Genomic DNA, 16,263 nt, shown 5'->3' on the forward strand with positions numbered 1-16,263 from the left:
TAATTCGACAGCGCGGCCCCGCCGGCGCGAAGATCATCCACACTTCGCGCCGGAGCTCCTAGCCGCGAGTCCATGCTGGCATCTCTCGCTGTCCTCCCGCCCAACGGGCTCGATCGAAGCCTGCACGTCGCCGTGCTCATCGGCCTCGTGATCGGGACGGTGTTCACAGAGCTCTTCGGCTGGACCTACGCGGGCCTCGTCGTCCCCGGCTACCTCGCGACGATCTTCATCGCCGCGCCCGCGACGGCGCTCTTCATCGTGCTCGAGTCGGTCGTGACGTACTGGCTCGTCGCGGGCGTGGGCCGATGGGTGACGCACCTCGGCGCGTGGTCGGCGGCGTTCGGGCGCGAGCGCTTCTACCTGTTCATCGTCGGCGCGGTGCTCGTGCGGCTGCTCTTCGAGGGCGTCATCGTGCCGCGCGTCGAGGCCCAGTACGGCTTCGCGCACTCGCGTGAGCTCTACAGCGTGGGGCTCGTGCTCGTGCCGCTCGTGTCGAACACGTTCTGGAACGCGGGCATCCTCAAGGCGTTCCCGCGCGTCGGGTTCGTCACGGTGTTGACCTGGATCCTGCTCGTCTTGCTCCTGCGCACGACGAACCTCTCGGTGTCGCGCTTCCAGGTCATCAACGAGAGCCTGTCGATCAAGTTCCTCGAGTCGCCGAAGGCGCAGATCATCCTGGTGATCGGCGCGCTGCTCGGCGCGCGGAACAACGTCCGGTACGGCTGGGACTACAACGGCATCCTCGTGCCGGGGCTGCTCGCGGTCGCGTGTTACGAGCCCTTGAAGCTCGTGACGACCACGGTCGAAGCGCTGCTCGTGTACGGCGCATCGAAGTTCTTGATGAGCGTCCCGCCCTTCTCGCGCATGCTCATCGTCGGCCCGCGGCGCATGCTCATGTGCTACATCACGGGCTTCTTCGTGAAGGTGATCCTCGGGTTCGTCCTGGCCTACTTCTGGCCGGGTGTGCCGATGATCGACTACTTCGGATTCGGCTATCTGCTGCCGAGCCTGCTCGCGGTGAAGATGTGGAACAAGGACCACATCGGCATCGTCGTCATGCCGACGCTGCAGGTGTCGATCACCGCGTTCCTCGTGGGCAACGGGATCGGCTACGGGCTCGTGAAGGCCGAGGGGCTGCTCGTGCCGCACACCGCGGTCTCGGAGATCGCGATGATCACGAGCGGCGCGAGCGTGTCGTACGAGCTCACGCTGGGCGACACGGGGCCGAGGCCAAGGCCCGCGGCGGAACGATCGGCGGGGATCGCGGCGCTGGAGGTCGCGCTCGAGGTCGCGAGCGAGGTCGATGATTTCACGGTCGAGCGGGGTGGGGAGGAGGTCTCGCCGCGGACGCTGACGGCGGCGAAGACCGCGGGCCTCGTGGTCATGCGCGAGGAGAAGGGCGGCTGGGTGGTGGCGCGGCCGCGCGCGTCGGAGATCGATCCGGACGACGTGACGCCGGCGCCGCGCTTCGCGGTGCGGCCGAAGTCGGCGCCGGGGCTCGTCGCGCGTCGAGGCGGCTTTCTCGTGCTCGCGTCGCCGGAGGGGCCCGGCTCGGCGCTGCCCGCGCTCGCACACGCAGCGGCGGAGGCGCTCGGCGCGCAGGCGATCGTGCTCCTGTCGCGGCACGAGGGGCAACGCGCGCTCGACGAGGCGTTCGCGGCGGAGCTCGGAAAGCGGCTCGGGCTCGATGAGATGCTCGTGGTCGAGGCGGGCGGAGACGCGTCGCCCGGCGTGAGCGCGGTCGGCTCGGTGCCCGAGGGCTTCGACGTGATGGCGCTCGGGCGCATGCTCGGCGCGGACGTGTCGCTCTCGTGGAGAGCGCCGATCCAGGGCGCGTCGCAACGGCCGTGGTCGAACGCGCCGACGCTGCGCGTGCCTCTCTCGCTCGTGGAGGAAGTCGGGGGATCGCTGCTCGGCGCGCGCGAGGTCGAGGTGTGGTCGGGTGGTCTGCGGCAGGAGCTCGTGGGCCGCGTCGTCGCGCTGACGTCGGTGGGGACCGCGGGATATCGCGGGCCGACGATCGAAGAACTGCGCCTCTTCGACGCGACGCTCGCGCGGCGGATGACGCACGCGGGCAGGGAGCCTCGATGGACGGCGTGGGAGCGCGCGGTGGCGGCGCGGCTCGGCTACACGATCGTGCGGGTGCACCAGCCGGACGGCGAGATCGAGGCGTGGGGGCTCGTCGAGGAGGAGACGGGCGGGCGGCGCGGGAACGCGAGCCTGTTCGTGAAGGTCGAGAAGCTGGGGCTCGGGGAGGAGGACGCCGAAGGCGATCCGAAGCACGAAGCGTCGCCCAGAGAGGTGGTCGCGCCGGGGGAGATCCTCATCGAGGTGCCGGCGCCGCGCTGGGAGATCGGGACGTTCGGCGCGGGTTTGTCGCTGTACGACGCGCTCGGGGCGCGCGGGCTGCTCATCGCGGGCGCGATGCCGAGCGCCGATCCTCGCGGGGTCGCGGACCCGCGGCGCCGCGTGTCGCGTCGATCGTTCTTCCAGCGCCTGCACGAGGTCTGGCTCGGCGAGGGCAAGAGCGGCCTCAGCATGCAGGGCATCGCGCCGGAGCGGGACTACACGGGCGATCTCGTGGTTTCGTTCGGGCGTGAAGTAATCCGGCGCGAGCAGGTGCCGGAATGGGCGCGGCCGATGGTGGAGGTGTTCGGCGACCTCGGCCTGCGCGTGGGGATGTTCGACGGGGCGCGCGAGCACGCGCCGTACAATGGATCCGCGGACCTCTCGATGAGCTACGCGCGCAAGTTCGCCGATGGTCGCTTCGCGCTCGTGTACATGTCGGGCGAGCTGCGATCGGCGCTGTCCGCGGTCGAGGGCGATGGCATCCTGACGCCGAGGCTCGGGCGGCTCGGCGTGGATCTCGGCTCGGAGGACGTCGCGTCCCGCGCGTTCGAGCTCCTCGCTTGCAAGACGCAAGAGCCCGCGCCGAAGGGGGCGGCGAAAAAGACGGAGGCCAAGAAGAAGGGCGCGGACGACGCGGCCCCGGCAGAGGTCCCGAAGCCGCGTTGCCCGACCTTCACGGCGGACGCGGCGAGCCGCTGCGATGTGGACGCGCGCCTCGAGAGCTTCGAGCTCTACCTCGATCAGAACAATCCGTTCGATCTGCGCGCGGCGATCAAGGACGATCGGGGCTGCCACGTCGAGGTGGTGCGGGACGCGGTGTCGCGTCGAATCTGGGCGCTCGTGGCGGAGCCGGGGCAGGTCGTGCTGGTCCCGCTCGGCACGTCGCGGGTGCCGCGCGCGCCGAAGCCGCTCACCTCGATCGTGCGGGTGCGGCGCGCCGTGGCGACGGGCCTGACCAGCATCCGGGTGACGGAGAGCCCGTGATCATCCGCTGGTTCATCGTCGCGATCCTCTTCTTCGGCTGGGCCGCCTTGCTCTGGCCGCTCACCGCGCCGCCGCCCGCGTCCCACCTCGCGCTGCCGGCGATGGACGAGATCCTCGCGTATCGCGTCGACCCCGAGAAGCCCGTCGCCGTGAAGGTGCCGTCGTCGATCGACGCGGTCGTGGTCTCGACCTGGGCGCTCGTGGCCCGCTCGACCGTTTGTGATCCAAAGGCTCGCTTTTCGTACGGTTTCGAAGCGACGTTCGTCGACGAGAACGGCAAGGACGTCCAGACGCACCGGTTCGAGCTGGAGAGCCGGCTCTCGTGCGACGACAAGGACGGCGCCACGGCGGGCGAGTACGCCGCGCGGGTCGCGCAGGGCGACGAGTGGGTGATCGATCCGCGCACGACCACGATCACGACGGGCGAGCTCCTGCCGCGCGGCGGCGTGATGCGGATGCGGGGGCTGCCGATCTCGGTGAAGGACGTGCTCGCGCGCGTGGAGGGTCGGTACCGGCGCGGATCGTACGAGCGCACGTTCTACGAGATGAGCCTCGACGACGAGGATCGCTCGCGCGTCGTGTCGGACATGACCTCGCTCGGCTTCGAGGATCTCCCCGAGACGGCGCGATCACGCGCGCTGTCCGGCTGGGATCGTCGCCTCGACGCGGCCGGGCTCGAAGGCAAGGACTACGCGCTCCGGCGGCTCTTGCTCCGCAACTACCGCACGCCGTTCCCCGCGGCCGCGGGCACGGTGCCGGGGTATTCGGTGGGCGAGCGGCACGCGGCGGCGATCAACGTGATGGGGCCCGTCGAGCTCGACGTGCTCGCGCCGCCGGGGCGCTCGGTGACGGTCAGCGAGGGCGGCGGCGGCGGCGCGCGCATGCTCACGGTGCCCGAGGACGGCGTCTTCCACGTGTCGTCGTCACGCCTCAACCCGCGCACGTTCGTCGTCGACGGCAAGGGCGACGATTTCCTCGTGCGGTTCGTCCTGCCGAAGCCCTACGAGCGCGCGCAGATCGGCGATCTCATCGCGCTCCCGTTCGAGGGCGATCGTCTGGAGCTCCGGCCCGACGTGCGGGTCGTGAAGTACCTGAAGCTGGATCCCGAGCGGCCCGTCCTCGCGCGCGTGGCGCCGGAGCAGCCTTACCTCGGCCTCCTGCTCCGCGCGGAGTTGCCCGAGGAGGGCGCGCCCGACTCCATGGCCGGCACCGTCGTCGCGCGCTGGGGCCCCGGGCCGAACGAGCGCGCCGAGCTCCGCCAGATCTTGCCGCGCTCGCGCTTCGAACGCTGGGGCAGGCCGCGGGATCAGGCCGCCGAGGGCGCGATCGCCGGGGGCAACGACAAGACCGAGGCCGACGCGACCGATCCGCGCCGCGCGATCCTGCGCATCCCGAAGGGCGCCACGAAGATCGAGATCCTCGGCGACGCGCACATGCGCGTCCACCTGCGCGTGCTCGATCCCGGCGTGCCCGAGGACATCCTGCGCATGCCGTACCGCGTCGAGCTCGCCGAGAACGAGATCTGGCGATATGCGCCGTTCGACGTGCGCACCTGGACGCCCATCCGCGCCGAGAACCAGAACGAGCTCGAACGACAGGGCCGCATCGCCGACCTCTACGAGCAGGTGCGCATCGAGCTGCGCGGACAGCCTTCGCCGAGCGAGGCCGGCCAGAAGCCCGAGCGCACGCTCGTCCCGGATCAAGCGCCCGTTCGGCGTCGCTTCCTCGCGCCGTTCGAGATTGCCGCGAAGGAGCTGCTCCCGAACGACGGATGGACGCCGCTCGATCTGGAGAACCCGCTCAAGCTCGGAATCGGCTACGCGGGGGAGCGCGGCGGGCGGCTGAAGGTGCTGTACCGGGCGCACCCGTCGCGGCTCGGGAAGATGGCCGAGCTCTGGATCGACGGGAAAAACATGGTGGAGCAGCCGATCGCGTCGCTCTCGGGTGTGCTCCGGTCGAGCCTCAAGGCCGGCATCCACGACATCCAGGTGAAGGGGATCGGCGACGGGCTCGTGTACGCGGACGCGGCGCCCTGGGAAGGCGGGGCGATCATGCGGCGGCGCGACGTCTTCGAGCTGCCCGCGCGTGAGCCGCTCTCGTTCACGTTCCGGCATCGCCCGGGCGAGTCGCTCACGCTCGTGCTGTTCGTGATCAGCGAGGCGTCCACGCGACCGTTCAAGATCCGCTACAGCATCGACGGGGGCAAACCCGGGCGGCAGAAGGGCGCGTTTTTCCGGACGATCACGACGGCGAGCGGCGAGCTCTCGGGGCGCACGGGCGACGCGGGGATGGGCCTGCTCTGGGAGGCGCGGCGGACGGCGAAGGAAGCGCGCAAGAACCCGGACGGGCTCGCCAAGGTGAAGATCCCGATCGGCGACGACCTCGAACCGGGGCTGCGGACGATCAAGATCGAGAGCGTGGATCGCGTGTGGATCGGTGCGGTGCTCGTCGGCCAGGCGCCGCTGTCGGGAGACCTCGAGCCGAGGCTTTGGTCGGAGGACGATCTGTGAAACGAGCGCGATGGGCAGGGCTTTTGGCGACGACGTTGCTCTTCGGCTGCGGGGCGCCTTCTTGCCCCAAGACCCCGCCCGCGCCGGCGGCCGCTTGTCCTCCCGCGGAGGCCAGCGCGATGATGCCCCAGGTGAACGAGGAGGCAACGAAGGCGCTCGAAGAGAGGATCGCCAAGCTGCGCAAGGGCGGTCGCCGCACGGTCACGTACAAGGCGCCGACGAACGAGGAGGAGCGCGCGTACGCCGCGTGGGTGCGCGACGCGCTCGTCGCCGCGACCGAGCGCAAGGAGCCGCCGAAGAAGGCGCCCGAGGGGTTTTCGTTGCGGGTGCTCGGCGACGTGTGGCTGCTCGAGGAGACGCGAAAAAAGAAGCGCGGCGCGGGCGTGATCGTGATGCGCACCGGGCGCGCAAGGCCGATCCTCGTGGAAGCGCCGCACACGTTCTACGACGCAGGCACGCTGCCGATCGCGCTCTCCGTGTTCGATGCGCAGGCGGCGCGGGTGCTCTTGATCAACACGGTGCACCGCTACATCGACAAGCCCGCGGACGCCGCGAAGGACGGCGGGACGAAGGACGAGAAGGCCGCGACCAAGGACAAGGCGAAGGGCGCGGAGGCGGAAGGGGACGAGGTCGACGAGAAGGACGACGACAAGGACGATGAGAAGGGCGCGGCCGTGGAGGAGCCGGCCGGCGTCGATCGCGACGAGGCGGACGACGCGAACGCGGCGGCGCCGGTCGTCGCGTCGGACGTGGCCCACGCGGACCGCTCGTTCTTCCACGCGGCCCACCGCGAGCTCGTCGCGCTCATGCAAGGCGCGGTCACCGTGCAGATCCACGGCTTCCGCGACGACAAGTCCGAGGGCACGGGCCTCATCGTGAGCGCCGCGAAGTCGAACGCCGACGCAGCCGGCCTCGCCGCTCGTCTCGGGCCCGCCCTCACCGACGCCCGCGTCAAAATCTACCCGACCGACGTCTCGATCCTCGGCGGCACCATCAACCAGCAGGCGCGCACCTGCCGCGAGCTCGGCGCGCCCTTCTTCCACGTCGAGATCTCGCGCACCGTCCGCGACGCGCTCGGCGCCGACAAGCAGAAACGCGCGCGCTTCGCCGCCGCGCTCGACCCGATCTTCGCCCCGCCGAAGCCGCCGAACCCATGAACGTTCGGTCTGCCCTCGCCGCGGCCCTCGGGCTCGTCCTCGGCCTCGCTCCTCGTGAAGCGCGCGCCGAAACGAGCCTCGATCCGCCCGGCTGGGTCGCGCCGACACGCGCCCGCGTCGCGCCCTTCTCGCTCGACAGGCCCACGCAAGGCGGCGCCGTCGAGGTCGATCCGAGCGCGCCGATCCCCCTCGGAAAGGGCTCGGTCCTGCTCCTGCCCATCGAGCCCGGTGATCGCGTCCGCCTCGAAGGACCCATCACCGCCGTCGGCCTCGGGACCGGCGTGCGCGACGTGCCCGACGTGGTCACGTGGCTGCCGCTTCCACCCCCGACGTCCCCCCAAGCACCCGCCTCCCGCATCGTCGACGTCCCCATGTGGACCGGCGCTCGTTTCCTCGTGGTTCGGTCCGACAAACCCGCCGCGATCATCGCCTCGATGGGCAGCCTCCTCCGCTCCTCGCTCGCGTGGCACAGGCTCGACGAGGACGTCACGCGCTGGCTCCGTGATCCGGCCGCGCCCCGACCCGAGACCACCATCCCCGAAGCCGCCGCGATCCTCCGCTGGCTCTTCGCAGGCCGAAGCGCGCTCGACGCCGTGCCGCCCGCGTCTTCCCGCGACTGGCTCAGCGTCCGCTGGCTCGAAAGCTCCCTCCTCGTTCGCCCGCTCGTCGAGCCGTATTTCGTCCGCCGCCCGGTCTCCCTCGAAGGCGGCCGTGACGCCCGCGAGGCCGCCGATCAGCTCGCCGCCGAGCCCGACGCGTCTCCGTGGCGCCTCGTCGTCGCCTCGCGCGGCGCGCTCGCCGCCAAGGCGAACAGCATCGTCGTCGACGCGCCCGCATGCGACGTCGTTCGCCTCTCGATCCAGGCCCGCGGCATCGGCGCCGCTCGCGCCATCGTCCGCGCCGGCGATCTCGTCGTGCGCGAGCTCGTGTGGGACGTCGCGACCCGCACCGCCGACGCCCAGCGATGGACCGCCACGCAAAGCATCCGCGTCGCCTTGCCCGTCGACACACGCCGCGTCTCGATCGAGGCCCTCGAAGGCGAAATCGCCGTCGCCGCCACCGCCTTCCGCAAGCGCACCGACGTCCTCGACATCGCACCACGCGCGCGTGATCGCGAAGCCCGCCTCGACGCCCTCGGCGAAGGCCCGAACGAGCCCGCCGCCGCAGCCGCCCTCCGCCTCGCCGCCGCGGCCGACCGCACAGGCGCGGCGCACGACGTCGATGCGGCGCTGAAGCGCGTCCTCGCGAGCGACGTCCCTCCCGCCCTCCGCGCCTTCCTCCTCGCCGAAGCCGTCCGCTGGGCCACGAGCCCCGAGCAGGCCCGCGAGGCCGCCGAGCGCGCCTTCGACCTCGCCCGCGCCCTGCCCGCGGGCGCCGCCGGCCCCACCCTGCGCGCCGTCCTCGAACGGCTCGCCTCGGCCCACGCCCGCGCGCTTCCCCCGCCGCGCCCCTGGGAGCGCCCTCTGCCCGAGGCCACCCACGAGGACGACCGCGCCGCCCTCGACGCCCTCCGCGCCATGCTCTCGCCCCCCGAGGACGGCCGCCGCCCCGCCGCCGCGCCCCTCGCCGAGCGATACGCCTGGCTCCACGGCGACCTGCCCGGCGCCGCGAACCGCGCCCGCCAAACCTGGGTCCGCGAGGCGCCCTGGGACACCCTCGATCCGCCCTCCGGCGCCGTCGTCTGGAACGACATCTCCGTCCCCTTCGACGCCATCGGCAGCAGCCGCTGCGCCCTCGTCGGCCCGCGGGGCCTGCGCTGGACCGTCCTCCGCGAGGGCCGCGCCGACATCGACGTCCTCCCGCCGCCCGCACCCGCGACCCACACCCGCCTCCTCGTCATTTCCGGACAAACCGACCCGGCCCCCGAAACCTCGCTCCTCATCGACAACATCGCCGCCGCCGTGCACACCGGCGCCGGCCTCGGCAGCGGCATCGCCGTCACGCCCGGCCGCCACGCGTTCGAACGCCCCGCCGGCGCCGTCCCCGTCTTCGCCCGCATCCCGCGCGACGGCGCCGCGCCTTGCGACACCTTGCGCGAGCTCACCCGCTGGATCCGGCTGAACGGCGACGCCACGTTCCGCGTCCCCGACCCCGGCCGCGCCACCATCGCGCGTGTCGTCGCCCATGTCGCGGAGAGCGGCACCCGCAAGCCGCGCCGCCTCCACGTCCGCGTCGGCGACCGCGTGTACGAGGCCTGGATCGACCACGGCGCGACCGGCGCGATCGAGGTCCCGGTCCCGGCCGATGTCGGCGAGATCCAGGTCGAGACCGAGGAAGAGGCCCTCGTCCGCGTCTCGGCGCGCCTGCACCCGAGCCCCGCCCCCGCGCCTCGTATCCCTGCCGCGGCCCGCGAGACCTCGCCCGAGGCCACGGCCCTGCTCCTCGCCCGCGTCCGCGACGCCAGCCGCGAGCTCGAAAAAGCCCCGCCCGCAGCGCAAGACGCGATCCGGAAGAGGCGCGCCGAGGCCCTCGAATCGCTCGGCTACGGGACCCTCGCCGCCCTCGACCGCAAGGACGTGCTCCCCCTCGACGGCCTCGAAGAACCCGACACGCAAGGCCCGCCGCAGGCCCTCCGCTTGCCCGCGGGCAGCCCTGCCGTCGTCCCCCTCGGCCTCATCCCGCGCATCCCGCCCCTCCCCTTGCCGAAGGACCTCGATCCGCTCACGCGCGCCCGCCGCGCCCAGGCCGCCGACGACACCGCCACCGCCCTCACCGCCCTCACCGAGGGCAACGCCCGCGCCTCCACCGACGCCGACGGCCTCCTCTACGCCGTCCTCACGGAGCGCACCGGCGCCGGCTGGATCGCCGGCGAGGTCTTCGAGCGCATCGGCCTCGTGCACCGCTCCGGCCCGGCCCTCGCCCGCGCCGCCACCCTCTCCGCCGACCGCGCTGCCGACGACCAGGACCGCGCCCGCGCGCTCCGCAGCTTCGTCCTCGCCCAGCACGCCGTCGAGCACGGTGATCCCGCCTCGAACGCCTTCGCGCGCCTCGCACCCGCCGTCGGATGGCTCGCCGTCGCCCGCGCCGATCAGGCCGCCGGCACGGGCCTCGTCGACGTCCGCGGCGGCCGCGCCTCGCCGCTCGGCTTCCAGGTCCGCCGCGCGCTGCTCGACGCCCCCGACGACGCCCTCCTCCTCGCCGAAGGCCAGCACGTCGAGCTCCGCGTCCGCCAGAGCAAACCCACCACGCTCAGCGTCGAGACCCAGTGCCTCGCCCTCGAAGACGACCCGTCCTGCCAGCTCAGCGTCGAGATCGACGGCAGACCGACCCCTTGCGGCGACACCACCACCCCTTCGCCCCGCGCCGCCTGCACCCTCTCGATCCCCCGCGGCCCCCACCGCGTCGAGATCCGCGCCCCGCGCGGCCGCACGATCATCGGCTCGGCGCGCCTGTCCGGCGGCGGCGGCTTCTCCTTCCAGGCCCGCGTCGTCTCCGAGTGGTTCGAGATCGACCCCGCGCGCCCCCTCGAGCTCGCCTTCGCCGCGCCCACCGTCCTCCGCCTCGAAGCCCGCGGCCCCGCCGGCGAGCCTCGCACCCTCGGCTGGTCGATCGACCCGGCCATTTCCCTGCCCGGCACCACCTCCCGCGGCGAGCTCACCCTCGATCCGACCGCCGATCCCGCCGCGCACCTCGTCGGCGGTGATCCGAACACCCTCGTCCCCCTCGGCCAGGAGCTCGAAAAGCGGATCCCCGTCCTCCCCGACGGCCCACACACCCTCCACGTCACCTCGCCCGGCGGCCGCGCCCTCGTCCGTGTCCAGCTCGCCGTCCCCATCGGCCTCCCCAAGCCCCGCCACGCCCCGCCTGTGCCGGGCCTCCGCCCTGCGCCCACCGGCGCCCCCGAGCCGCCCCTCCGCGTCGCGCCCGACCTCGTCACCGATGCGGATCCCGGCAGCCTCCTCGCGTCCGTCTACGCCCGCCTCGTCGACCTCGACGTCGGCGACGAGGACAACCTCACCGGCGCGCGCCTCCTCGAAGTCGGCGTCGCCCTCCGCCGCGAGATCGAATCGATCCAGGCCTGGACCCAGGGCTCCTTCTTCGCCCGCGCCCGCGCCGGCGCCCCGAGCTTCGGCGTCGCCGGCTCCTTCGACCTCGCCCCGCACGGCGCGGTCCCTGGCGTCTTCGTCCGCGGCCGCATCGTCGCGCAGCCGACCGAAGGCACCTTTGGCCTCGGCGCCCGCGCCCTCGCTGGCGTCCTCTGGTCGATCCCCGTCGCCGACTCCGTCTCCCTCGTCCCGTGGGGCGGCGCTGCCCTCATCCTCACCGACCCCGCCCTCGCCGGCCGCGACGACGCCGACCGCGAGGTCTGGACCCGCTACTCCAGCACGCACCCCGCGTACGGCGTCGTTGGCCTCCGCGCCCTCTTCCGCCCGGCCATCGACGGCCTCGCGAGCGTCGGCCTCTCCGCCCGCACCACCCCTGATTTCGCCGGCATCGACCGCGCCGACCTCGAAGCCCAGCTCCACCTCCTGCCTGGCCGCGGCCTCGCGCCCTGGATCACCCTCGGCGCCCTCGCGAGCTACCGACCGGCCGGCTACGACCGCGACGAATCCTTCCTCCGCACCGGCGTAAACGCCCAGCTCACGTTCTGGACGTGGCTCATGCGGGGCCATCGCCTCAGCGCCGGGGCCGAGGGCCGCGTCTTGCTCGACCTCCCCGTCGAGTCCTCGCCCTTCCGACTTTCCGGAGGTATCTTCGTGGGCTACGACCTCACGGGTGGCAGGGGCCTTCGTGACTTGCCGCCGCGGGAGGCACCGTTCCGCGCTCGGCTCGAGGAGGGCAGTGGCCGTATCGACAGGCGCCGCACCTCCTCCGACCCGACCTGGGGCACGCCGCCTTGAAGTACCCCCTCGCTCCCGCGCTCACGAAACGCAAATCCCGCCACGCCGACGGGCGGGACGGGCTCGCGGTCGACCTCTTTCACAGCGTCTCGCCCCTCATGGCGAAGCTGCGCGTCCCCACCGTCGAGCGCATCGCCGAGAACATCGCCGCCGAGCTCGGCCCGGGCCCGCACCCTCCGGGCATCCTCATCGCCTCCCTCGTCCGCGCCGCCGACGTCGCCGTTGGCGAGCTCGACCGCCTCAATGGCGAGGCCGCCTCGCTCATGGTCGCCTACCAGGGCGCCGCCAACGACGAGGACAAACGCAAGATCCTCATCGACCACCTCCGCGCCTCGGCCAAGACCCGCCTCGACGCCCGCCGCGACGTCCAGGCCACCAAGCGCTGGCTCGACATGGAGGCCGTCCAGGAGCGCTTCGCCGCCCGCATCGCCGACCAGGTCGACGCCGTCGAGGTCGCCTACGAAGCGACGATCACAAAGGCAAAGTCCCTCTCCGACGGCGACGCCTTCCGCCTCCTCTCGGGCGGCGGCGTCCTCGAATTCGCCATGTCGCACGCCTCGGCCGGGCGCCCGCAGCCCGTCCGCGTCGCGTCCTTGCGCGTCCTCGCCGCCCTCCTCGCGCGCCTCAATGCCTCGCAGCGCCTCGGCCGATTCGGCGTCGAGCGCGCCCGCCAGGTCCTCGCGTGGGCTCGCGGCGTCGACGCCATGCGCTGGGCGCAGGTCGCGGCCCTCGAAATCGCGTCCCTCGTCTTTCCCGACGGCATTCGCGGCGTCATCTCCGAGCGCCTCCGCATTCGCTCCGGCAAGGACGGCCCCATCATTCGCCGCAATGCCTTGCGCATCCTCGGCACCCTCGCCGACGACCCTACCCGCCTCGAAACGGGCCTCATCGCCAAGGACGACCCGAGCGAGCACGTCCGCCAGGAGCTCGCGCGCTTCCTCGGACAAACCCGCTGCGACGGCGGCCTCGCACAGCTCGTCAAGATCATCACCGAGGACAAATCGCCCCGCGTCCGCGGCCTCGGCATCCGCGTCCTCACGAAGCGCGCCGGTGGCTTTGCTTGCGAGGGCCCCCGGGCCGCGAACGAGCCTCCGACCGAGAATGGCGATCCGGCCGCGGCCGATGCGCTCCTCGGCGTCATCCAGCGCGCCCTCACGAAACCCGAAGATTCGCTCCCGGTGCGGGTCGCGCTCGAATCCGTCAAGCTCGTCGCGGCCGGCACCTCGCCTATCCTCCGCCCGGGGCATTTCGTCGAGCCCCTCGCCGTGCTCGCCAACAATGAAAAGGCCGGCGCCGAGCTCACGGAGGGCGCCGCGGCCACGCTCCGCTGGCTCGAAGTCGCGGCCGAGCCGGAGCTCGTCGCCCTCGCGCAGCGCTTCAAGGACAAACTCGAAAAGATCAAGGAAGGCCGCTCCGCGCGCTTCGAGGTCCCGCCGAACACGCCCACGCGCGACCTCGAACGCGCCCTCGCCGTCGCCGCCCGCGGCGACATGACCGTCTCCCTCCAGAAGCTCGGCCCCGGCAAATACACCCTCTGGCGCGGTGAACCCCGGCACTGGCGATTCTGGCGTTTCTGGAACGAGCTCAAGACGCCGATGCCGGACAAACGCAAAGGCTACGCCCATACCCAGGGCCGCGTCTGGCAAGGTGAAATCGTCGTCCCCCCGTATGGCATGGCCGAGGTCACGCCGACCCGCGTCCCCGGCGAACGCCAGCTCTGCCCGCCCGTCGCTGGCTGGGGCCCGTTCTTGCCGCGCGTCGACGAATTGCTCGCGGTCTGCTCCATCTCGGGCAAACCCCTCCGCATGATCACGCCCGTCGGCACCGTCCTCCTCCGCGGCCCGGGCACGCTGAAGGAGCGCATGCGGACGCGGTGGAAGCTCTCGCTCGAATACCCCCAGCTCGCGCTCGTCCGCCAGCGCTCGCTCGCCGCCAGCGAGCCACGCGAGAAAAAGCTCTTCTGGCAAAAAGCCCAGGAGCTCGGGTTTTCCCTCGACGTCATCGACACCGAGGGCGAGATCGAAAACGCCCGCTTCAACCTCGTCCCGCACCTCCCGCGCAATTTCTACGCCCCGCTCCCCTTCGCGCTCCCGCCGGTCGCCGAGCACGTCCTTTCCTTCTTGTTATCGCCCTCGGGCAACACGCCGGCCCACCTCGCGGTCGTCGTGTGGGGCCTTTTCTCGTACCTCATGCTCCGCACGGCGGTCATCATGCGCGGCATCGAGAAGGCGCGCGCCTCGATTCCGCTCTCGATCGGCGGCTGGGGCACGCGCGGCAAATCTGGCTCCGAGCGATTGAAGGCCGCGCTCTTCCACGCCATGCGCTACGACGTCGTCGTGAAGACCACTGGCTGCGAGGCCATGTTCATTCACGCGATGCGCGACCTCCCGGCCGGCGAGATCTTCATTTACCGCCCCTACGACAAGGCCACGATCTGGGAGCAGCGCAACGTCCTCTTCACCGGGAAAAACCTCCATTGCCAGGTCTTTCTCTGGGAGTGCATGGCGCTCCAGCCGCGCTTCGTCGAGACGCTCTGCAACGAATGGATGCAGGACCCGATCACGACGCTCACGAACGCCTACCCGGATCACGAGGACATCCAGGGCCCCGGCGGCGAGGACGTCGCGCGCGTCATCTCCTGCTTCATGCCCCAGGACGGCGTCACCTTCACCTCGGAAGAGCAGATGTTCCCGCTCTTCCTCGACAATGCGCGCCGCAAACGGACGAACCTCGTCCACGTCCAGCCCATCGAGGCCGACCTCATTCCCGTCGACCTCCTCCAGCGCCTCCCGTACCAGGAGCACCCGCGCAACGTCGCCCTCGTCCTCGAGCTCGCCGATTACTTCCAGATCGACCGAGAAAAAGCGCTCGTCGAGATCGCCGACCACGTCATCCTCGACCTCGGCGTCTTGAAGACCTATCCCACGGTCGAATACCGTGGCCGCAAGCTCACCTTCTCCAATGGAATGAGCGCGAACGAGCGCGCCGGCTTCCTCTCGAACTGGACGCGCCTCGCCTACGACAAACACAACCCCGACGAGACGCCCGACCGGGCCACGTGCGCCGTCGTCAACAACCGCGCCGACCGCGTCGCCCGCTCCCGCGTCTTCGCGCAGATCTTCGTCGACGACGCTGGCTGCGACCACATCGTCCTCATCAACACGAACCTCGGCGGCATGATGCAGTTCATCACCGAGGCCCTCGACAGTTGGCTCGGCGGCACCCGCATCACCGCCGACGCCGACAAGGAAAAGGCGCTCCTCAAATTCGACGAATACCTCCGCCGCACGGGCACCCGGTCGAGCCTCGAAGCCCTCGAAGAGACGCTCCTCATCATGCTCAAGGCCTTGCCGATGGAGGACGAGGACGCGCGCAAGATCGTCGAGGACGCACGCCCGCACTTCAACGCGGCGCCCGAGGAGCTCGGCGCGGCGATTGAAAAAGCCTTGTCCGGAAAATCAACCCCCGAGGGCAAGGACGACATCCGCCCCGACATCGTCGCCCACACGATTCGCTACGCCAAACGCACCAAGATTCGTGATGACGCGAAGAAGCGTGTCTCGGACGCGCTCGACCAGAAGGCGTGGGCAGAGGCCGACGTGCTTTTCCGCACCGCTTACCGCGAGCTCTTCCTCGAACGCGTCTATGTCCTCTGGAACTCCGGGTCCACGGGCGACCAGGTCATCGATTTCATGGTCAAGCAGATCCCGCCCGGGATGGACGTGCGCATCATGGGCACGCAGAACATCAAGGGCACGGGCCTCGACTTCGTGTACCGGTGGCTCTCGATGGACCGCGTGCGTCTGAACATCGAGAAGATGGAGACCACGCCGAGCGCGCGCGCCGAGGTGCTCACGTTCTTCATGTCGTACAACGACTTCAGCCTGATCGATTGCCGCGAGGCCCTCGAAGCGACCAAACGCGCAAAGACCTCCGACGATCCCGACTGGCAGCAGCACGCGAATCTGATCAACGCCGCCCTCGAACGCCTCAGCAACCTCGAGCGGGACAAGGTCACGAAGCTCCAGGCCACGGGCAAAGCGGGCCTCGGGCAACGCGTCCTCAACAAGGTCGAGCAGCTCTTCGACCACCTCGACTCGGTCCGCCGCACGAACACCGCCCAGACGGTCATGAACGACCTGTTCGCCGCGCGCGTCGGGCACGGCCAGGCGGCCATTTTGCTGCGCGACGTCACGGGCCGCTCGAAGGGCGGCTGGCTCTACAAGGACCTCAAGAAATGGTGGGCCAAGCAGGAAGAGCGATTCCCTTGGCTCAAGGGCAAGAGCGAGGAAGAGCAAAAGAAGGACGACAAGAAGGGCGACGCGCCGTCGACGGGCGATCCCGCGCCGGCGGGCTGAGTCGGCCGGGAGCCGAGGTGTAATAGCCTCGTATCAGCCGTTGTCACGTCGCCGTGACAGGTGA

Annotated in this window: 5 protein-coding genes; all 5 read left to right on the forward strand. The window is 71.2% G+C overall.

The window, feature by feature from the left end:
• The first annotated feature begins 72 nt into the window (after positions 1-72).
• Genes QHF85_RS10895 through QHF85_RS10915 form a run of 5 tightly spaced genes read left to right on the forward strand, consistent with a single transcriptional unit; the run spans position 73 to position 16,199 of the window.
• Entirely contained in the window at positions 73-3,333 is a 3,261-nt protein-coding gene (locus tag QHF85_RS10895) for a poly-gamma-glutamate biosynthesis protein PgsC/CapC (protein WP_281327058.1), read from the forward strand.
• The gene (locus tag QHF85_RS10900; protein ID WP_281327059.1) at positions 3,330-5,843 is read left to right on the forward strand and encodes a hypothetical protein; all 2,514 of its coding nucleotides are present in this window, start codon (positions 3,330-3,332) and stop codon (positions 5,841-5,843) included. Before QHF85_RS10895 ends, QHF85_RS10900 begins: the two co-directional genes overlap by 4 nt.
• On the forward strand, positions 5,840-7,000 hold the full coding sequence (locus QHF85_RS10905) for a hypothetical protein (protein WP_281327060.1): 1,161 nt from the start codon (positions 5,840-5,842) through the stop codon (positions 6,998-7,000). Before QHF85_RS10900 ends, QHF85_RS10905 begins: the two co-directional genes overlap by 4 nt.
• Positions 6,997-11,841 carry a hypothetical protein gene (locus QHF85_RS10910; RefSeq protein ID WP_281327061.1) on the forward strand — a complete coding sequence of 1,615 codons (4,845 nt, stop codon included), beginning with the start codon at positions 6,997-6,999 and terminating at the stop codon, positions 11,839-11,841. The genes QHF85_RS10905 and QHF85_RS10910 overlap by 4 nt, the downstream gene beginning before the upstream one ends.
• Complete coding sequence (locus QHF85_RS10915; RefSeq protein ID WP_281327062.1) at positions 11,838-16,199, forward strand: capsule biosynthesis protein CapB; 4,362 nt, start codon at positions 11,838-11,840, stop codon at positions 16,197-16,199. The genes QHF85_RS10910 and QHF85_RS10915 overlap by 4 nt, the downstream gene beginning before the upstream one ends.
• The last annotated feature ends 64 nt before the right edge of the window (positions 16,200-16,263 follow it).

This window comes from Polyangium sp. 6x1, assembly GCF_029946515.1.
GTDB lineage: Bacteria > Myxococcota_A > Polyangia > Polyangiales > Polyangiaceae > Polyangium.